The sequence below is a fragment of the Vibrio sp. R10-SG3-ISO10 genome (assembly GCF_059834185.1).
The window spans coordinates 166,803-187,552 of record NZ_JCBDHG010000024.1; the positions used below are offsets into that span (position 1 = coordinate 166,803).

General features: G+C 46.3%; 15 protein-coding genes. 7 read left to right on the forward strand and 8 right to left on the reverse strand.

The annotated features are described in order from the left end of the window. Positions 1 to 2: 2 nt before the first annotated feature. The 7 genes from acnB (at position 3) to AC6R16_RS20485 (ending at position 9,096) form a co-directional block, all read left to right on the forward strand. A complete protein-coding gene (acnB, locus tag AC6R16_RS20455) occupies positions 3 to 2,591 on the forward strand; it encodes a bifunctional aconitate hydratase 2/2-methylisocitrate dehydratase (protein WP_500675563.1) in 2,589 nt (862 codons plus the stop codon). Positions 2,592 to 2,933: 342 nt separating this feature from the next. Continuing rightward, positions 2,934 to 3,305, forward strand: coding sequence for a YacL family protein (locus AC6R16_RS20460; RefSeq protein WP_500639246.1), 372 nt, complete (start codon positions 2,934 to 2,936; stop codon positions 3,303 to 3,305). 188 nt (positions 3,306 to 3,493) lie between these two features. Then, positions 3,494 to 3,832, forward strand: coding sequence for a P-II family nitrogen regulator (gene glnK / locus AC6R16_RS20465; RefSeq protein WP_004742633.1), 339 nt, complete (start codon positions 3,494 to 3,496; stop codon positions 3,830 to 3,832). Positions 3,833 to 3,858: 26 nt separating this feature from the next. Next, positions 3,859 to 5,088 (forward strand): ammonium transporter, encoded by a 1,230-nt coding sequence (locus AC6R16_RS20470; protein WP_004742634.1) that lies wholly within the window; start codon positions 3,859 to 3,861, stop codon positions 5,086 to 5,088. 160 nt (positions 5,089 to 5,248) lie between these two features. After that, on the forward strand, positions 5,249 to 6,265 hold the full coding sequence (locus AC6R16_RS20475) for a Fe(3+) ABC transporter substrate-binding protein (protein ID WP_500639248.1): 1,017 nt from the start codon (positions 5,249 to 5,251) through the stop codon (positions 6,263 to 6,265). A 174-nt stretch (positions 6,266 to 6,439) separates the two neighbouring features. Next, complete coding sequence (locus AC6R16_RS20480) at positions 6,440 to 8,065, forward strand: ABC transporter permease (RefSeq protein ID WP_425666363.1); 1,626 nt, start codon at positions 6,440 to 6,442, stop codon at positions 8,063 to 8,065. Further along, entirely contained in the window at positions 8,065 to 9,096 is a 1,032-nt protein-coding gene (locus AC6R16_RS20485) for an ABC transporter ATP-binding protein (protein WP_500675564.1), read from the forward strand. The genes AC6R16_RS20480 and AC6R16_RS20485 overlap by 1 nt, the downstream gene beginning before the upstream one ends. A 67-nt stretch (positions 9,097 to 9,163) precedes the next feature. Here the strand turns inward: AC6R16_RS20485 and AC6R16_RS20490 are convergent, their stop codons facing one another. The 8 genes from AC6R16_RS20490 to AC6R16_RS20525 form a co-directional block, all read right to left on the reverse strand. Then, positions 9,164 to 10,576, reverse strand: coding sequence for a phosphoglucomutase/phosphomannomutase family protein (locus AC6R16_RS20490; RefSeq protein ID WP_004742638.1), 1,413 nt, complete (start codon positions 10,574 to 10,576; stop codon positions 9,164 to 9,166). A 52-nt stretch (positions 10,577 to 10,628) separates the two neighbouring features. After that, on the reverse strand, positions 10,629 to 13,034 hold the full coding sequence (locus tag AC6R16_RS20495; protein ID WP_500675565.1) for a glycoside hydrolase family 94 protein: 2,406 nt from the start codon (positions 13,032 to 13,034) through the stop codon (positions 10,629 to 10,631). An 87-nt stretch (positions 13,035 to 13,121) separates the two neighbouring features. Beyond that, positions 13,122 to 15,032 (reverse strand): beta-N-acetylhexosaminidase, encoded by a 1,911-nt coding sequence (locus AC6R16_RS20500; protein WP_500675566.1) that lies wholly within the window; start codon positions 15,030 to 15,032, stop codon positions 13,122 to 13,124. Between the two features lie 10 nt (positions 15,033 to 15,042). Further along, complete coding sequence (locus AC6R16_RS20505) at positions 15,043 to 15,918, reverse strand: glucosamine kinase nucleotide-binding domain-containing protein (protein ID WP_500675567.1); 876 nt, start codon at positions 15,916 to 15,918, stop codon at positions 15,043 to 15,045. After that, positions 15,911 to 17,638: a glycoside hydrolase family 9 protein gene (locus AC6R16_RS20510; protein WP_500675568.1), complete on the reverse strand. Its 1,728-nt coding sequence runs from the start codon at positions 17,636 to 17,638 to the stop codon at positions 15,911 to 15,913. The genes AC6R16_RS20505 and AC6R16_RS20510 overlap by 8 nt, the downstream gene beginning before the upstream one ends. A gap of 60 nt (positions 17,639 to 17,698) precedes the next feature. Continuing rightward, positions 17,699 to 18,694, reverse strand: a complete 996-nt coding sequence (locus AC6R16_RS20515) for an ABC transporter ATP-binding protein (RefSeq protein ID WP_004742643.1) — start codon at positions 18,692 to 18,694, stop codon at positions 17,699 to 17,701. A 42-nt stretch (positions 18,695 to 18,736) separates the two neighbouring features. After that, complete coding sequence (locus AC6R16_RS20520) at positions 18,737 to 19,720, reverse strand: ABC transporter ATP-binding protein (protein WP_500639254.1); 984 nt, start codon at positions 19,718 to 19,720, stop codon at positions 18,737 to 18,739. Positions 19,721 to 19,722: 2 nt separating this feature from the next. Further along, positions 19,723 to 20,748 (reverse strand): ABC transporter permease, encoded by a 1,026-nt coding sequence (locus AC6R16_RS20525; protein WP_500675569.1) that lies wholly within the window; start codon positions 20,746 to 20,748, stop codon positions 19,723 to 19,725. Between the last annotated feature and the right edge of the window lie 2 nt (positions 20,749 to 20,750).

The following is a 20,750-nucleotide window of genomic DNA, read 5'->3' on the forward strand; positions in this document are numbered from 1 at the left end:
TCGTGCTTGAAGCCTACCGTAAACACGTCGAAGAGCGTGCTGCTGAAGGAGTTGTTCCTAAACCACTAGATGCTGAGCAAGTTGCCGGCCTAGTTGAACTTCTTAAAACCCCACCTCAAGGTGAAGAAGCATTTATTCTTGACCTACTAGAGAATCGTATTCCACCAGGTGTTGATGAAGCTGCTTACGTTAAAGCAGGTTTCCTAACGGCTGTGACGAAAGGTGAAGTGGACTCGCCGCTAGTCAGCCGTGAAAAAGCAGCAGAACTGCTTGGTACCATGCAGGGCGGTTACAACATCGCTCCATTGGTTGATTTGCTAGACGATGACGCACTCGCGTCAATTGCCGTTAAAGCACTTTCACACACGCTACTGATGTTTGATGCTTTCTACGATGTAGAAGAGAAAGCAAAAGCAGGTAACACATACGCACAGCAAGTTCTTCAGTCATGGGCTGATGCTGAGTGGTTTACCTCGAAAGAGAAAGTTGCTGAGAAAATCACAGTTAAAGTATTTAAAGTTACTGGTGAGACGAACACCGATGACTTATCTCCAGCACCAGATGCTTGGTCTCGCCCTGATATTCCAGTTCACGCCAAAGCGATGCTGAAAATGGAACGTGATGGTATCAACCCTGACGAGCCAGGAAGCGTTGGTCCTATCAAACAAATCGAAGAGCTACAAAAAGATGGTATCCCACTAGCTTATGTGGGTGATGTTGTTGGTACCGGTTCTTCACGTAAGTCAGCGACTAACTCAGTGCTTTGGTTCATGGGTGAAGATATCCCATTTGTACCAAACAAACGTACTGGTGGTATCTGTTTAGGTGGCAAGATTGCGCCAATCTTCTACAACACGATGGAAGACTCAGGTGCACTACCAATCGAGCTAAACGTTCAAGACATGAACATGGGTGACGTGATTGATATCTACCCATATGAAGGTGTAGTACGTAAAGGCGGCGCAGAGATCTCGAACTTTGAATTGAGCAAGGTACTACTTGATGAAGTGCGCGCTGGTGGCCGTATTCCATTGATCATTGGTCGTGGCTTAACAAGTCGTGCTCGTACTTCTCTTGGCCTAGAAGAAACCGATCTGTTTGCTAAGCCAATTGATCCTTCTGCATCAGACAAGGGTTACACACTGGCTCAGAAGATGGTTGGTAAAGCATGTGGCGTTGAAGGTGTTCGCGCTGGTCAATACTGCGAACCTAAGATGACCACTGTAGGCTCTCAGGATACAACTGGCCCTATGACGCGTGATGAGCTAAAAGACCTAGCGTGTCTTGGCTTCTCAGCTGATCTAGTGATGCAGTCTTTCTGTCATACATCTGCGTATCCAAAACCAGTAGATGTAAACACCCACCACACGCTACCTGATTTCATCATGAATCGTGGTGGTGTCTCTCTTCGTCCTGGTGATGGCGTTATCCACTCATGGCTAAACCGTATGCTTCTTCCTGATACAGTAGGTACAGGTGGTGACTCGCATACTCGTTTCCCATTAGGTATTTCATTCCCAGCAGGTTCTGGTCTCGTTGCATTTGCAGCAGCAACTGGTGTTATGCCACTTGATATGCCGGAATCAATCCTAGTTCGCTTTAAAGGTGAAATGCAGCCGGGTATCACGCTACGTGATTTAGTTCATGCGATTCCTTACTACGCAATTCAGCAAGGTCTATTGACGGTTGAGAAAGCGGGTAAGATCAATGAATTCTCGGGTCGCGTACTTGAAATTGAAGGTGTTGAGCATCTAACTGTTGAGCAGGCGTTTGAGCTTTCAGATGCATCAGCAGAGCGTTCAGCAGCGGGCTGTACCGTGAAACTGTCTCAAGAGTCTATCGAAGAGTACCTAAACTCGAACATCACCATGCTTAAGTGGATGATCTCGGAAGGTTACGGCGACCGCCGTACTATTGAGCGTCGTATCACAGCGATGGAAGAGTGGCTAGCGAACCCTGAGCTGATGGAAGCGGACGCGGACGCAGAGTACGCACACGTGATTGAAATTGACTTGGCTGACATCGATCAACCGATTCTATGTGCACCAAATGACCCAGATGATGCTCGTCTTCTATCTGAAGTTCAGGGCACAAACATCGACGAAGTGTTTATCGGTTCATGTATGACTAACATTGGTCACTTCCGTGCAGCAGGTAAACTGCTAGAGCAATTTGGTGGTCAGTTAGATACTCGACTATGGGTTGCGCCACCAACCAAGATGGACCGTGATCAGCTAACTGAAGAAGGCTACTACGGCATTTACGGCCGTGCGGGTGTTCGTATCGAAACTCCGGGCTGTTCGCTATGTATGGGTAACCAAGCGCGTGTGGCAGATAAAGCGACAGTAATGTCTACTTCTACACGTAACTTCCCTAACCGTTTAGGTACAGGTGCGAACGTATACCTATCTTCTGCAGAGCTAGCGGCTGTAGGTGCAATTCTAGGTAAGATTCCAACTAAGGAAGAGTACTTAGAGTACGCTAAGCAGATCGATGCAACAGCAGCAGATACCTACCGCTACTTGAACTTCCATAAGATGGAAGATTACACCAAGAAGGCGGATGAGGTTATTTTCCAAGAGCCTGCATAATTAGCTTTGGAACACTGAATAGCTGACTAAGCGCCCACCGAAAGGTGGGCGCTTTTTTTGTGGGAGTGCCCCTAGGATATCTAGAACGCTTCGCTGCTGGAAAACTGGAACGAACTTCGTCCTACTGGAGGTGGGTGTTGACAGGAGTTGCTCCTAAATAGAGATAATAAATCAGCTCTCCAGCTCTCCAGCTCTCCAGCTCTCCAGCTCTCCAGCTCTCCAGCTCTCCAGCTCTCCAGCTCTCCAGCTCTCCAGCTCTCCAGCATCCCAATTCTCGACCCTCGATTACTGACCCTGTATACTCCCGCCCATTAAATTAGATAGAACCACAAGAGGCGCCCTATGGAATTCGAGTTTATTAGAAACACTTTAATGGGCGAATACTATGTGAAGTCCAGTATGGGGCACGAAATTGTTGCACGCTGGCTGCAGGAAGAAATTGGCAAGGATTGGCAGAAAATTGAGCGCGTTGATGATCTAATTCGCAAGGCACGATCTAATCCTCAACAAGAGCATAGCTTAGAAGGCACTGAAATTTTCCTGATGATTCAAGGTGATGAAGTCACGGTTCAAGAGAATGTGCTTGCTCATGGTCAAGAGATGGACGCAGAGAGTGAGTTTGATTTTTATGACAGTGAAAGTACAGCAAGCTGCGGACTGGAAGACTTTGAAGATCTTATTGAACAATGGAAGACCTTCCTTACGACCAAGTAATGCACTTTTGTGGTGAGTCATCTTAGGCTTGCTTTAAATTTGTGAATAGGGCGCACCGAATTGGTGCGCCCTTTTTGTTTATGGAGTAATGTTTAATGCTTGTTTTTATTTAAATCAATAACTTAACAAGTTGGCACGCACCTTGGATTACTAATAAACAAAAGGATGACAGCTTCAGAGAGGATGCGATGAAACTTATAAATGCGATTATTAAACCGTTCAAATTAGACGATGTTCGTGAGGCCCTAGCCGATGTTGGTATTGAAGGGATGACAGTATCAGAGGTTAAGGGTTTTGGCCGTCAGAAAGGTCACACTGAGCTATACCGCGGTGCAGAATACCAAGTCGATTTTCTACCTAAGGTGAAACTTGAAATAGCGACTCAGGCAGAAAACGTCGACCGAGTGATTGAGGCGGTGTCAAAAGCAGCGCACACGGGAAAAATCGGAGACGGAAAAATTTTCGTTTATGACCTCAGCCAAGCGGTGCGTATTCGTACCGGTGAAATGGACGCTGAAGCGCTTTAAGAATTCAAAGGACTGGAGACAATAAGATGGAATTAACAACTACAGTAACAGAGTTACGTTACGCACTAGACACCTTTTTCTTCCTCATTTCGGGTGCGTTGGTAATGTGGATGGCAGCAGGTTTTGCCATGTTGGAAGCTGGTTTGGTTCGCTCAAAGAACACAACTGAAATTCTAACTAAAAACATCTGTTTATACGCGATAGCTTGTACTATGTACCTCATCGTTGGTTACAACATTATGTATGTTGATAATGGTGAAGGCGGTTGGTTACCTTCATTTGGTGCACTCATCGGTACTCAAGGCGAAGGTGCAGATCACTCGCTAGAGTCAGACTTCTTCTTCCAGGTAGTGTTTGTCGCAACAGCCATGTCAGTTGTGTCAGGTGCCGTTGCTGAACGTATGAAGTTATGGTCTTTCCTTATCTTCTCGGCAGTGTTAACAGCGTTTATCTACCCAATGGAAGGTTACTGGACTTGGGGTGGTGGTTTCCTATCAGAGGCGGGCTTTAGTGACTTCGCAGGCTCAGGCATCGTTCATATGGCAGGTGCAGCCGCCGCTCTAGCTGGTGTTCTACTTCTAGGTGCGCGTAAAGGCAAGTACGGTAAGAACGGTGAAATCTACCCAATTCCAGGTTCAAACATGCCTCTAGCAACGCTTGGTACCTTTATTCTATGGTTCGGTTGGTTCGGCTTCAACGGTGGTTCTCAGCTAATGGTTTCTGACTTTGAGAATGCAACCGCAGTAGGTCAAATCTTCCTTAACACTAATGCAGCAGCTGCTGCGGGTGCTATTGCAGCGCTACTTGTTTGTAAAACAACTTGGGGTAAGGCTGACCTTACTATGATTCTTAACGGTGCATTAGCAGGTCTTGTTGCTATCACAGCGGACCCTCTATCACCTTCACCACTTTACGCAGTAGCAATTGGTGCAGTATCTGGTGCGCTAGTGGTGTTTAGCATCATCGGCCTTGATAAGCTTAAGATTGATGATCCTGTAGGTGCTATCTCAGTGCACGGTGTATGTGGTTTCTTCGGTCTGATGGTTGTGCCGCTAAGCAATGGTGATGCAACATTTGGTGCACAGCTTCTAGGCGCCGCGGTAATCTTTGCTTGGGTATTTGGTGCAAGTCTAGTGGTATGGGCTGTGCTTAAAGCGACAATTGGTATCCGAGTTTCAGAAGACGAAGAGATGGAAGGTATGGACATGCACGATTGTGGTGTCGGCGCTTATCCAGAATTCGTAACAGTGAAGTAATTACACTAGATGTGACGTTACATATAGTTACAAATAAAAGTATCAAAAACCTGCTCTCTAGAGCAGGTTTTTTTGTTTCGTGTCATTGTTTTCTAAACTATGATGAATATAATAACGCAACTGATAAACGTTATCATTACGAAGTTAAAGGACTGAACCAATGAAAAAACTGCTGACTCTTTCTGCATTAGCTTGCGCGACAATCGCACCTACAGCGGCAATCGCTGCAGAAGAAGTGAACGTATACTCTTACCGTCAACCTTTCCTAGTTGAGCCAATGTTCAACGAGTTCACTAAAGAGACAGGTATTAAAGTAAACGTTAAGTTTGCTAAGAAAGGTCTAGCAGAGAAGCTAGCACAAGAAGGTGAATACAGCCCAGCAGACGTGATTCTAACTGTAGACATTAGCCGTCTATCTGAGCTGACTAAGAAAAACCTTGTTCAAGCTGTTGAGAGCGAAGTTTTAGAGAAAAACATTCCTGCGCAGTACCAAGACTCGAACAACGAGTGGTTTGCTCTAACCACGCGTACTCGTAGCGTTTACTCTTCACGTGATCGTGTAGGTCGCCTAGGTGAAGACTTCACTTACGCTGATCTAGCTAAGCCAGAGTTTAAAGGCAAAATCTGTACTCGTAGCGGTAAGCACCCTTACAACGTATCTCTAGTATCTGCAATGATCGCTCACGAAGGCGAAGCAGCAACTAAAGAGTGGTTAGAAGGCGTTAAAGCTAACCTAGCACGTAAGCCACAAGGTAACGACCGTGCTCAAGTTAAAGCAATCAAAGAAGGTCTATGTGACGTTTCTCTTGGTAACAGCTACTACCTAGGCAAGATGGTTAACGATGCTGAGCAAAAAGCTTGGGCTGACGCCGTTTACATCAACTTCCCTAACCAGAAGACGACAGGTACTCACGTAAACATCTCTGGTATGGCAATGGCTAAGCACTCTCCAAACAAAGAGAATGCAGTAAAGCTTATGGAATTCCTTGCCGGTGATAAAGCACAAAGCATGTACGCTGAAGTTAACTTCGAATACCCAGTTAAAGATGGCGTTAAGCGTTCAGAACTGGTTGCGTCTTGGGGTGATTTCAAGCCAGATACTATTTCTCTAGATGATGTTGCTAGCCACCATGAAGCAGCGATCAAACTACTAGACGAAGTTAAGTTCGACCTATAATAGTTTTTGGTGAGTCATAGACTCATTAAATAAGCACAGCCTCAAGTCGCTCTTTTTGTAGGGTTACTTGAGGTTGTTTGTTTATAAGGGTATAAATACCCTAAACTATTAAAGGGATATGAGAGGTATTTGCAAACGCATTTATATTTCATGAATCCTGGTTGTAAGTAGGCGATGAAAGAAAAAAATTATTTATGGAAAACCAGTAGTGGAGCACTTGCTTTGCTACTGGTTTTGCCGATCTTAGCGATATTCATGACCGCTGTTGGTGAAACCAATGAGCTCTTTACTCATTTGATGTCAACGGTGATGCCGACTTACGCATTTAATACCGTGGTATTAGTTGTTGGTACCATGGTGCTGTCTCTTCTTTTTGGTATCCCTTCCGCATGGATAATGGCGATGTGCCGCATTCCTGGTGAACGCGTTTTGCAATGGGCGCTAGTTCTTCCTCTTGCGATGCCTGGTTATATCGTTGGTTATATATTTACTGATTGGTTCGACTTTGCGGGGCCTGTACAGATTTTGTTGCGTGACTTGACAGGGTGGGGGCCTGGTGAATACTGGTTTCCAGATATCCGGACCCTAAGTGGCGCGATTATCGTTCTTTCATTAGTTCTCTATCCTTATGTTTATTTGCTATGCCGCGCGGCTTTTATGGAGCAAAACGTCTCATTGCTTCAATCGGCGCGACTTCTGAAATGTTCTCCATGGGAGAGCTTTCGCCGTATTTCTTTACCTTTAGTCAGGCCATCTATTGCTGTCGGGCTATCGCTGGTGGCGATGGAAACTATTGGTGATTTTGGTACGGTGAGCTACTTCGCGGTTAATACCCTAACGACTGCGGTTTATGACACCTGGCTTGGTTACTCAAGCTTAACTGCAGCAGCGAAAATCTCAGCGATAATGTTGGTTGTCGTCATTCTATTGCTTAGCTCAGAACGTTATAGTCGCCGTAAGCAAAAGCTGTTTCAGAATCAGTTTAGTAGTCGCGAAGATTTTCGCTATGAGTTGGCAGGTTGGAGAAAGTGGCTAGCACTGTCTTGGTGTTGGGGACTTGTCTGTATTGCGTTTATTTTCCCGCTTGGTCAGTTGATTATCTATGCTTACAAATATTTCGGCCAAAGTTGGACGGCAGAGTTTCGTGAGTACGCGCTTAATAGCCTGTATGTTTCCCTTACCGCAGCTGTGATTGGTGTTGTGGTTGCACTGATTGTCAACTTCTGCCAACGCGTTAATCCCGGGCGTAAGAGCCTCGCATTTATGCGCTTATCCTCAATGGGATATGCGGTGCCAGGAACCGTTCTTGCGATAGGCGTGATGGTTCCGGTGCTATTCATGGACCACATGGTTAATGACATTGCTAAATTTATGGACTGGGGTCGACCTGGACTGATTTTCTCTGGTTCTATGTTCGCGCTGATCTTTGCCATGGTGGTGCGTTTCTCAGCAGTTGCTATTGGCAGTATTGAAAGCAGTTTAAGTAAAGTGTCTCCTTCATTGGATATGGCATCAAGAACCATGGGGTGCAGCGCCAATATCATGCTTTGGCGAATTCACTTACCACTGGTACGCAGAGGAGCTTTAATCGCGGGACTGCTCGTGTTTATCGAGTCAATGAAAGAGCTTAATGCGGCGCTACTGCTACGCCCTTTCAACTTTGAGACCCTAGCCACCTATGTTTATAACTTTGCCTCTGACGAGCATCTAGAGCTTGCGGCAATGCCCGCCGTTCTATTGGTCTTGGTTGGCCTAGTACCTTTAGTTATTGTTAACCGTTCACTGGAGCATTCCCACTAATGAGCTGTGCATTATCAATCAAAGACTTAACGTGTAAATACGATGAGCAAACGACAGTGCTTGAGTCGCTATCGCTAGAAGTTGAGCAAGGTGAAATTGTTTGTCTATTAGGGGCTAGTGGCTGCGGTAAAACAACTTTGCTCAAAGCGATTGCTGGATTGTTGCCTTTAAGCTCGGGCACCATGAGTCTGAATTGCATGACTATTGATGACGGAGCCAATTGGCTTCCTCCAGAGCAGCGCAACATCGGCATGATTTTTCAAGATTACGCGCTTTTTCCACACTTAACTGTGGCTGAGAATGTTGCTTTTGGCCTACGTAAATTGTCGCTTAGTGAGCAAAATACTAAAGTTGAAGAGATGCTAGCGCTAGTCCATTTGGACGGTTATGGCGAACGCTATCCTCACCAACTCTCTGGTGGTCAACAACAACGTGTCGCGATAGCACGCTCTTTGGCTTACAAACCAGACCTCCTATTACTCGATGAGCCGTTCTCAAACATTGATACTCAAGTGCGTCATGAGCTTATTGCTGAGATTCGCAAGATTTTTAAGGCACAAGGGGTGACGGCGATATTTGTTACTCATAGTCGTGAAGAAGCGTTTGCTTTTGCTGACAAGATGGCTGTGATGAATCATGGCGTGATTGAGCAATATGGCACCGCGAGTGAGCTTTATTATCAACCATCAAGCAAGTTTGTGGCAGACTTTTTGGGTGGTGGTAGTTACTTAACGGCTAAACGTTCTTCAGAGTCGGAATTTGAGACTGAACTGGGATTGGTTGAAGCCACTGCGCAGCAACATATTCAAATTGGTGAGAGCTGCGAACTCCTACTTCGACCTCAGCATGTACAGATTAGTGCGGCTGAAGAGAGTACGGTGACGGTGTTGGAACAACAGTTTATGGGTGATCACTGCCGTTACGTGATTGATGCGAGTGGCAGTCGATTGTTAGCAAGTTCAGCGGAGCCTTTGACCATAGGCCAGCAAGTGTCGGTCAAGGTTGAGACCCAAGGTGTGCTCGCTTTCTAGCTAAAAAAGTGCCCGGCTAAATCGCCGGGCTAATTGTATTCACCTATAGGGAAGTGAATTCAGTTAATTAGAGTTGTAAAAACGCTTTGACTTGTTGTACGACCTGCTCGGCGGTCTCTTTATCTGCCATTTCAGCAAAGATACGCAGTAGTGGTTCAGTACCCGAGAAGCGCGCAATCACCCAACCACCATTCTTGAAGTAGACCTTAGCGCCATCTTCATAGCTCACCTTGTCTATCTCAAACTCAAAATCAGGCAATTGTTTTTCAACGTAAATACGATTGTAGAGCACCTCTTTTTGGGCTGGCTTAAACGTACAGTCTCCCTCAGCGGTATAGGCATAGCCATACTTGCCATATATCTCATCCAGTAGCTCGGACAGTTTCTTGCCGGTCACAGAGATCATTTCAACCAATAGGCTAGAGGCGAAAACACCGTCTTTACCCTTAATGTGTCCACGGATGGTAAGGCCACCAGAACTTTCGCCACCAATCAGCGAATCATCGGCTTCCATTTGTGAACTGATATGTTTAAAGCCCACAGGCACTTCAAATGATTTCTCACCATGATCAGCGGCGATCTTATCGAGAATATGTGTAGTGGCAATATTACGAACCACGGAGCCTTTCCAGCCTTTGTACTCTAGTAGGTAGTAGTAGAGCAGGATCAGCACTTCGTTAGGGTGAATAAAGTGGCCTTTTTCATCGATGATGCCTAAACGGTCTGCGTCACCATCGGTTCCGATACCAATGTCGTACCCCTCGGCGGCTACAAGGTGTTTTAACCTATATAAGGTCGCAGCACTCGGTGAAGGCATCAAACCACCAAAATCTGGGTTCTTGCCATCATTGATCACATCGACATCACAGCGGCCATTAATCAGTACCGTTTGCAATGCGTTTTTCGCCACACCAAACATAGGGTCGATCAAAACACGCAAGTTGGCTTTTTTAATTGATTCAATATCAATGAAGTTAATGATTGAATCGACAAACTCGTTCATTGGGTTAATGACATCGATCAGTTTGTCTTCAACCGCTTGGTCGAAATCAACCGACTTAACCTGCTCAGCGCTTAGCTGGCTAATTTGCGTTTCGATCTTTTCAGTGATGATTTCATCAGCGTCACGCCCACCTTGAATAAAGACCTTAATGCCATTGTAGTCAGCTGGGTTATGTGAAGCGGTGATGCAGGCAGAGTAGGCACAGCCCATTTCTTTGGCCTTAAACATCACAATTGGCGTTGGTACGAACTTGTCGATAAAGCTGACGGTAATGCCGTTTGCAGCTAAAACCTCTGTAAACCAGCGGCCTGCTTTATCTGATAAAAAACGGCGGTCGTAACCAATTACGAACCCTTTTTCAGCCACTTGTTCTTGATTGATGATGTTGGCCAGAGCTTGAGCCACTAAGCGAACATTGTCTTTAGTAAACTCTTCGCCAATGAATGCGCGCCAGCCACCTGTTCCAAATTTAATCATAGTGATAATCCTTTAAGTAAAAGAGCCTCTCGAAAGAGGCTTATTGCTGGCGTTAACCAAGAACAACCACAACGTCGTTGACACTGCCTTCCGCTTGAACTGGAACAGCACCTGTCACTGCTTGTCCGTTAACCGTGATCGACTTAATGCCTTTGCTTACTGAGCTTGGGTTTTCGACCTTGATGTTGTAGGTCGCACCTAACCACTGACGAGTGACCTCAAAACCAGGCCAGTCAGTTGGAATACATGGATCTATGGTCAAACCATCAAAACCGGTACGTACACCTAAGATGAAGTTGGTTACCGCGAAGTAAGCCCAACCCGAAGTGCCCGTCAACCAAGGGTGGTTGGCACGGCCATGATCTTGGTGGTCACGACCCATAATGAACTGCACGTATGAGTATGGTTCAGCAACACGTTTTTCTATGATGTCGTTTTGGTTGTATGGGTTGAGCGCATCGTAGAATTTCATTGCGCGGTCACCACGACCAAGTTTCGCTTCTGCTACCCACGCCCACGGGTTTGGATGCGAGAAGATCGCGCCGTTTTCTTTTACGCCTTGGTATACACGAGTGACAAAGCCGATATCATCGTTAGGTGTTGCAAATGAAGGGGCGTTAAGATGTAGACCGTATTCTGAGAATAGATTCTCATCTACGGCATCCATCGCTTTTTCACCGCGCTCTTGCGATACCGCACCCGATAGAACGGCAAGAGTGTTTGACTCTAAATGGATACGGCCTTCGGTCTGTTGCGCAGTACCGATCTTGTCACCATTTTTGGTCAGGCCGCGGATGTACCAGCCACCTTCATCATCCCAAAGGTGCGTTTCACACGCTTCACGAACATTGGCCGCCATTTCGGTGTATTTCTCTACATCTGCATCGCGACCTAAGTATTTCGCTAGGTCAATAAACTCTTGCAGAGCCCAGAAGTGGAGGAATGAAACCATAGAAGATTCACCGCCGCCTAGGTTTAGACAGTCGTTCCAGTCTGCACGCAAACCTTTACAGATACCGGTTTGACCGACATATTCCGCCGAGAAATCGAGGGCGGCTTTCATATGCTCGTAAACTGTTGCGTCTCCGCCGTCTGCGTAAGGAATGACTTCCTCGAAGAAACTATGCTCGCCAGTTTCCATCACGTACTTACAGATGGTAGGAACTAGCCATAGATGATCATCCGAACAAGTGTCTTCGATGCCGTGGATCTTATCTTCATCCGATGGCGTTGGAACCACGGTTGGAGATTTTGAAGGCTCAACATCGGCTTTTTCAGGATCAAACCAATCAGGATCAAATAGGTGCAGACCGTAACCAGCTTTAACCTGACCACGTAGAAGATCAACAAGACGTTTACGTGTCATTGCTGCATTTGAATGAGGGACTGAAATCGCATCTTGAGCAGTATCTCGGTAGCCAAGACCAGTACGTCCACCGACTTCAATGAAAGAAGCAAAGCGAGACCAAACCACACAGGTTTCAGCTTGGTATAGAGTCCAAGCGTTGATCATAGTATCTAGGCCTTCGTTCGGCGATTTCACTTGGAACTTAGCACAGCGCTCGTCCCAGTGGGCTTTAATACCTGCAAACGCAGCATCGACATTCGCAAGGTCTTGATACTTTTCACGTAGACGTTCACCATTGCCTTTACCGATACCCAGAATGTAGGCAAAACGCACTTCTTCGCCAGGTTGGATAGTGAACTGCTTGTGTAACGAACCACAGTGGTTGTAACAAGTTTGCGCACTATTGGTACATTTACCTTGTTCAACGGCGATTGGATTCGCTTCGTCGCGGTATAGACCCAGGAAGCTATCACGTTGACCATCGTATGAGTCAGGGTCGAATGTAGAAGCTAGGTAATAGAAACCTTCAAAGTCGTTGGTGTTGTAATACAAGTCATACTCAATCACGCCATCTTTGTACTCAGTTCCTGCTGAGTAAAGAGACATTTGGTGGTTCTGGTTGTCAGACTGAATGTGGCTGAATGAGAACTCAACAAATGAGAAGGCACTTATAGTGCGCGGCTTATCAGAAGTGTTTTTAATCACAACATCCCACACTTCCGCATCTTCACCTTTTGGTACGAAGAGCGTTTTCGTTGCTTCAATGCCATTGTAATCACACTTAAACTTTGAATATGACAAGCCGTGACGCACTTCATAGCTTGCTTCATCTAAGCTTTTCGCGACTGGCTGCCATGAGATTGACCAGTAATCGCCAGTTTGATCATCGCGCAGGTAAACATAGTGACCCGGGCGATCGAAAGTTGCGTTAGGGCGGAATTTGGTAACACGGTTATATTCAGGGGAGTTGTAGAATGAATACCCCCCTGCGTTGTGCGAGATGACAGTACAGAACTTCTCTGTGCCTAAGTAGTTAGTCCATGGCGCAGGTACGTCTGGTCGGGTGATGACGTATTCACGATTGTCGTTATCGAAATAGCCGTATTTCATGTTGATTTCCTTTTTACCAAGCTGCCACTTTGGCAGCCAAAAATTTAAGCTAGTGAAAACCGCGAATGCTCACCATTCGCTCCAGTGTTATTTCCACGGTTGACGATAGTTAATGTCTTGTCTGTCGAGTAAAGGCAAATGGCCTTTTAACCGTGCTAAATAGTCTTCCCAATCCCGTTCGGATTTCTCTGTCCAACAAGCTTCTGCCATAGCAGTGAGCCGTGGGAAAACCATGTAATCCATGCGATTTTGTTGTGTGACGATTTCACTCCATAGCGCGCACTGAATACCCAAAATGCGTTTTCTTATTGGATCGTTGTCAGGGACTTGCGCTAGTGGCTCATAGCGATAAGCATTTTCAAGAGGGATAACTGCTGCCCAATCGACCCCAGGTTCCTCTGGGCTGTAGTCTTGGGTCATATCTAAATAAGTCGATTGACCCGGCTGTAAAATGACATCAAAACCTTGTTTAGCGCAGTTAAGAGCCGCCTCTTCACTGAGCCAAGAGTAGATAACCGTATCTTTGCTCACCTTATTGCCGTGTTGAGCCTCTTCCCAACCCACCATGCGTTTCCCCAGTGAGCGAAGCTTTTTCTCCGCATAGCCGAGAAGATGACCTTGGAGTTCTTTAGCGCTCTGATAACCCTTCTCTTGCATCAGTTTTTGGCAGGCAGGGCTTTCTAGCCACACGCCGTCAGGCACTTCATCGGCACCAATATGAACCCAAGGGGAGGGGAATAGCTCAGCGACTTCTTGCAAAACCTTGTCGAGGAACTCGTAAGTGCCAGCAAGGGCTGGCGAGAGCACATTGTCGTTGTAGTGCTGAATACTGCGATATTGAGAACGATCATTATGATCTTGTAATAGCTCTGGTAAAGACTTGATCGCCGCACGGCAGTGACCTGGAATATCGATCTCTGGAATTATGTTGATCCCGCGTTCGTCCGCGTAAGCAATCACTTCCTTGACTTCTTGTTGGCTGTAATAACCGCCATAGATGTCAGCTAGGTGACTGTACTGAGGTTCAAGCGCCGTCCCAACTCCGCGGTATCCGCCAGTCTTGGTTAACTCTGGTAGCGCTTTGATTTCCAGACGCCATCCCTCGTCATCGGTTAGGTGCCAGTGGAAGGTATTAAATTTGTAATGGGCGAGTTGGTTGATTAAACGCTTCACCATCTCAACTGAGTGGAAGTGGCGAGCACAATCCAACATCATGCCGCGATACTTAAAACGTGGCGCATCAACGACTTTAATACACGGGAGAGATAAGTTGTGGTCGCCATCTTGCTCAATTAATTGCAACAGGGTTGCGCTGGCATGAACAAAGCCAGAACGAGATCCTGCTTCAAGTCGAACGCCTGTACCACTCACCGTAAGTTGGTATTCACCTTCATCAAGAGTCGGATTATTGCGATAAACAATCTCGCTATGACCTATGGTTTGAGCTTTAAAATCAAACAGCCTTTCTAGCTCTAGCTGCAGCCATGTTGCGGCTTTCTCGGCTAGATTAGCTTGCAAAGTAATTTGACTAGAGCGAGTCAGTTGGAACTTACCATCAAATAGCTCGACCTTATTTGGCTTTGGAATTAGCGCAATTTCAGGCCTATCAACACTAGGTAACTCAGCGCGTTCACGATATGGTGAGGCAAGAGCTATCGGGGTGAGGATCACCTGATGCTTCTCTTGCCCATCATTAGCGATAATGACCGCGTCTTTTAGACCGTCTGTATAAAAGCGAAGAGGGGCAGTGTTAATGCTGAACTCACAGTAGTAGTGCTGATTTGCTTCAAGAACTTGTATGTCAGGTTTGACGGTGCAGAAACTACCAACTTGTTTGATTTCTCCATGAGTGAAGCTATCAGGCAAGATAAAGCGATCAATGATGAACTGCAGTTGCCAGTTGTCGAGTGATTGATCGGTGAGGTTATGCAAAGTTAAACCAAAACGGCAAAACTGCTTTTGTTCGGATAGGACAGCAAGTTCGACGCGAAAGCTCATAATCTTATCCTTAATACAGATTGTGCTCAGGTTGATCGGCAAACATGATTGCGCCCTCAATGGCATCAAATTGCGGTTCAACGATCCAAGACTGTACTGGTGGTGAAAGCCAAGCTTTGATGCGCTCGGCAATACTACCCATTAAACAGATGCGAGTGGCACCGTTACGATTAAGTGCTACTAGGAACATTTCAATATCTGCAGCTGTCTGCTTAAGCATATCGATTGCTAAGCTATCGCCTTGATGAGCGTGTTGAAAAATTGCAGGAGAGAATTGTCCGTAATCTCTTGGTAATGCCGATTTAGACCATTCCACTATTTGGTCAACATCATGGTTGAAATGAGCGAGAACATGCTGAACAAGTGGGGTCTTCTCGCCAATACCATCTTGAGCAAGAAGGACATTTTGAATAAGGCGTAGGCCCATAACAGCGCCACCACCTTGATCTGATATCGGGAATTCGCGACCCCCGACGACGTGTTGTTGACCATTTTCAAGGTAGATACCACATGAACCTGTGCCTGCTATCATAATTGCACCAGCATCACCATTATGAGCGCCAATACAGGCACCGTAAGCGTCGGTGTTTAGCACGATAGATGCGAATGGGTGTGGTAGATCCATAAAGGCTTGCCATGCTGATTTTTGCTCAGCACCTGCGAGAGCAAGGCCAAGATGCATACGAGCAAAATCATTGGAATTTAAGCCACCCTGAGCAGCGGCTTCGGTAATGGCTTGAACAATCGAAGCCATTGCAACTTCAACACCTAGCAAAATATTGGCGCTACCGCTTTTCGCTTCGCCGATTAAGTTGCCTTGTTCATCACGAATTCGGGCGCGGCAGGAAGTACCGCCACCATCAACACCAACAAATAACTTACTCATTGGTTGTCTCCTCAGTATTGAAGTGAGCGAATTGACTTACTATCGCGAGTAAATACCAAGCACCATGTGGAATCCATTGCTCTCCCCAACGCCAGTTTTGCAGCATGTCGTCTTTCTGTTTCTCTGGGTTAAAGGCGATGTCGTTTTCGTCTTCAAAGCCTGCGGTAATACCGTTACAAATACCGCCTTTTGCATTAAAGAATCCAAGCTGTGGCAGGTAATCTGGGTTGTTGATGCCATGCCCATCCAGCATGCACATATGGTAAGGGTTAAGGCCTAAGATCCAATTAAGACTGTTTTGGGCGAATGCGAGGAGCTGTTGCTTCGTTGTGTGATCTTCAATATGCGCAAGGGCAAAAAATGCCATGCTACTGAGAGAGCCTAAACGTGCATTCTCTCCTTGCCACCAATAACCGGTTTCATTGTTCTGCGCGACAAAGAATGCATCTCGCTTTTCACCATCAACAGATTTGACGTATTGGCGAGGATAACCAAACGGGTTTGCAACACTATTGCTAATCGTCAGTTCAAACTTCACCGCACGATTGAGCACTTCGGTCACTTGTGATTTTCGTTGAGCGTTAGGCTCAACATTGAGGTACTCACATAGAGCGATAACTGGCAGGCCGGCTTCAGCGGCGTGATAGTATGGGCGACTACCATCTTGGTTGGCTGCCCAGTAATGGTTGAAGTTTTGGTCACTTTGCTGACGTGAGACCAGTTGATTGCTCCAGTAGCGGCACTCTTCAAGATACTGTTCACTTTCTGTTGTACGCAGCAGCTCAGTCACTGCTAGCAATGCACAGTACTCATCAATGATGTTCTCTTGGCCGTCATCTAGGTATTGGCGGTTAAACTCTTTAAGGTGCCAATAGCCTTTCTCAGCAGCTGCTAAGTATTCTTGGCGAGTAAACTCACCGGATTCATCTAATCGAGCTGCCTGAGCTAAAGCTGCGATAGCGACACCGCCACCTTGTCTAAAGCCTGCTTGATAGTTTTCAGACTTGTGACCTTCTTGAGTGGCGTAGGCACAAATTTCTCGCTGTTTGGTATCTTTCGACCACTTATCAAAGACGGTCATGTAAAAGTAACCGGCTTCATTTTGCATTCGTACTAGGAAATCTGCGCCGAATAGCGCCTCTTCAACTAAGCGAACTTTAGAGAACGCGGGTAAAGCATCTCCGCTGCCTACAAGTTCTAAACCTTTGAGCATGTTCCAAACTACCATCGGAGTTTGCTGTGGGTTTAGATAATTGGCATACGACAGGTGACTTAGGTATTTGCTGACATCTCCTGAGGCATCATACCAACCGCCTTGAACATCGACGGTTTGATCACTGCCGAGAATAGGGATCTGTTTGTCTTGTTTGTCAAAGCGGCCACCACATCGCTGTGATTTGAAGTAGTGGAGCAGGTCGGAAAAGGTTGTGTTGAGCAGTAAGCCTTGCTCAATCGCAAACACTTCAGAGCGCAGGTTTTCAACTCTTAGATAGAAGCGTCCTGCTTGTTCAAAATCAGAGAATTCAATACGAAAAAAACTCCCTTGGTGCCAATTAGCGACCTTTGTGCCTTTCTCAATAGCAAAAGTTGCCACAGTTTGATGACTGTCGGCACAAACTAACAACGCAGTGGTAGATGAAAGTCGTGTCTTGCCGGTCATCAAAACAGCCTGCTTTGGCCCAAGGGCTTCATAACCAATATGGTTAGTAAGTAGCAGCATTAAAATCTCCGAAAAATCAATCTTGTTTGTTGAGCCAAGAAAATCTTGGCTCTTTAGGTTTTAGTTTTCGTATAGGTAACAGCGAACAAAGTGGTTATCAGAAAGCTGAGTCACTTCTGGTAACTGTTCGCGACATTTATCTGAAGCGTGTTGGCATCGACCGGCAAAAGGGCAGCCTACAGAGACTGGCGTCCAGAGTGGGATCTCGCCTTTGTTACCTTTGAGTTTCTCGTGAATCGATTTGCTCGGATCAGGTACCGCAGAAACTAATAGTTGTGTATATGGGTGCTGAGGGTTATGAATGATCTCTTCAGTGTCGCCCCATTCAACCATGTGGCCGACATACATAACCGCGAGATCTTCTGCGATGTAGCGTGCGGTAGCGATATCGTGAGTGATGTAAAGCAGAGACATTTGTTTCTCAAACTTCATCTCTTCCATCAGGTTAAGTACGCCAGCACGAATCGAAACATCCAGCATTGAAGTCGGCTCATCGGCCAAGACCACTTCCGCACCTACCGCGATGTTGCGTGCTAAGTTGACACGCTGACGCTGACCACCAGATAGCTGATGGGGGAACTTTTGTGCGGTCTCTTTCGGTGGGATAAGACCAACTTGTTCGAGTAAATCGTATACACGTTCTTCCTGCTCTTTCTTGTTGCGAGGATCCACTTTTTTATGGATCAGCAGCGGACGAAGAATGTGGTGGAAGATATTGTGGGTCGGGTTTAGCGAGCCAAATGGGTCTTGCCAAACCATCTGCACACCTTCGCGGTACGCCATTAAGTCAGAACGTGAGTCGATGGTTTGAATATCACGACCTTTGTACTCAATCACACCATCGGTTGGTGCATACATCTTTGCGATCATCTTGGCGGTTGTTGATTTACCTGAACCAGATTCACCAACCACAGACAGGCCGCGGCTTTTGTACATTTTGAATGATACGTCGTTGATGGCACGCATCATTGGCTGTTGTAATGCATTGCTACTGATCGGGAAATCTTTAACTAGGTTTTTCCCTTCTACCAATAGCTCGCCAAATTCTTTGCTCATAATTGTCTCCAGTAATCTTTATAGTTATTTCTCAATGGCTCGCTAGAGTTTGCTTTGAGCTATCGGGTCACCATAAAGGTGGCAATTTGAGAAACGATTAGGCTCGATTTGTCGTAGTTGAGTTGGTACGCGAGTACATGCCTCGTGAACACGGTCACAGCGTGCTTGGAAACGACAACCTTGTGGAATTTCCAGTAGGTTGAGAGGGTTTCCTGGAATACCAGTCAGCTTTGTTTTTGGCCCAGTTAATGGAGGGAAAGAACTACCTAACCCCTTGGTATAAGGGTGGTAAGGGCTTTCTAGAATCTGTTTCGAAGGCGCAACTTCAATTAACTCACCTGAGTACATGATGCCGATACGGTCAGAGAACTCGACCATCAAAGAGATATCATGGGTAATGAATAGGATTGAGAAGCCAAACTCTTCTTTCAGCGCATAGATCTTTTGCAGAATCTCACGTTGAACTACTACATCCAGTGCTGTGGTTGGCTCATCCATGATGATCATCTTCGGATTGAGCGCGAGAGCGATCGCAATCACCAAGCGTTGACGCATGCCACCCGAGAACTGGTGCGGGTAGTCAGTGAGTCGGCTAGGGTGAATATCGACAATCTCTAACAGACCTTCAGCGCGTTTACGAGCTTGCTCACGAGTCATGTTGGTGTGACGCATAATGACGTCACAAAACTGTTCTTCCATGGTCAGTACTGGGTTCAAAGCATTCATTGCGCTTTGGAACACCATTGACATCTCGCTCCAACGGAACGACTGCATACGCTCGTCACTGTACTTAAGGATATCTTCACCATTGAAGATAACCTCACCACCGGTAATGAATGCAGGCGGCTTATGCAGGCGCATTAGCGAGAAGGCAACGGTTGATTTACCACAACCAGACTCGCCTGCTAGGCCAAACACTTCACCTGGGGCAATGTCAAAGCTGACATTGTTACAAGCACGGACGTCGCCAGCATCAGTAATATAGTCAACGCAAAGGTTGCGGATAGAAATAAGTGGGCTAGTCATAATTATTTATCTCCGCTCCAAAGTGCATTTTGAGGTGGCATTTCAGGTGTACGTTCTTTCTTGTCTTGAGCTGCAAGCTTCTTCCAACGCTTCATGCCTTTATGTGAACGTAGCTGAGGGTTGGCAATCTCATCGACTGCGAAGTTAAGCAGTGCTAGACCAGTAACCAGTACAGTAAGTGCAATACAAGGTGTTAGAACTTCCCACCATGCGCCGATTAGCATCGCAGATGATTGGTTAACGTTGTAAAGCATGATGCCCCAACTAATGGTATTCGGGTCACCTAGACCAAGGAACGAAATGATAGATTCCATACCAATTGCGTACATCACTGAGCCAATAAAGCTCGCGCCAACGATTGGAATTAAGTTCGGCAGAATCTCAACAAAGATGATGCGGAAAGAGGACTCACCAAGCACTTCAGCGGCTTTAACAAACTCTTTTTCTCGCAAGGCAAGCGTTTGTGAGCGAATAACCCTCGCGCCCCAAGCCCAGGAGGTACAGCCGATAATGATGGCAATGGTTAGTGGTCCTGCTTCACCAATGAAGGCGGCTAAAACGAATAGCAATGGATATTGAGGGATAACCAGCATGATGTTCATCGCGGCGGTTAACACGTCATCAACACGGCCTCCGAAGTAACCTGCTGAAATACCGATGATGGTTGCAAGTAGACACACTGTGATACCCGCACCAAAGCCGACACCGAGAGAAATACGCGCACCGTGCACAAGCTGAGACCAAATATCGCGGCCCATACGGCTAGTGCCAAGAACGTGATCGGCTTTTTTCGACATGATCATAGTGCGGCGATCAGTGGCTAGGTTTTGTGCAATCCAACCATCTGGGTCAGCTTTTGCTGAGGTGACAACAAAACCTGGGTACTCATGTGGATTACCTGTTCTCTTATCTGGAGCATGCTTAGTCAGTACCGGAGCGAAAATCGCGACAAGTAAGAACACTGAGACAATGGCTAAACCGACACGTGCGTATGCGTTACCTAAGATTAGCTTAAATAGTTGTTTCATAA